Source organism: Rahnella sp. PAMC25617, from assembly GCF_050606005.1.
Lineage (GTDB): Bacteria > Pseudomonadota > Gammaproteobacteria > Enterobacterales > Enterobacteriaceae > Rahnella > Rahnella variigena.
Genome location: NZ_JBOCUM010000267.1, coordinates 1 through 205, shown reverse-complemented (window position 1 = coordinate 205; position 205 = coordinate 1). Strand labels below are relative to the sequence as shown.

The window sequence follows — 205 nt, the reverse complement described above, 5'->3', positions numbered from 1 at the left end:
CTACCCCTCGCTATTTCTCCGATGCCTACCGACTACCAACCCATCGCCTGCGGCTTCTACGACGAGCTGGAGGCCGCGGCCACCCGCCGAAAGCAGGTGTACCTGCAATATTTCAACGATTTGCGGCAGCTTTGCCAGGGCACTACGAGCATTAAGACCTTCGTCACCCGCGAGCAGGCCGAGTATGCCGTGCTGGCCTCGGGCT

At 61.0% G+C, this 205-nt stretch carries 1 protein-coding gene; it reads left to right on the top strand.

Annotated elements, in window-relative coordinates; all coding sequences use genetic code 11:
* The coding region (locus ACM615_RS24325; protein WP_431012699.1) for a hypothetical protein at positions 1-205 on the top strand (205 nt) is incomplete at both ends.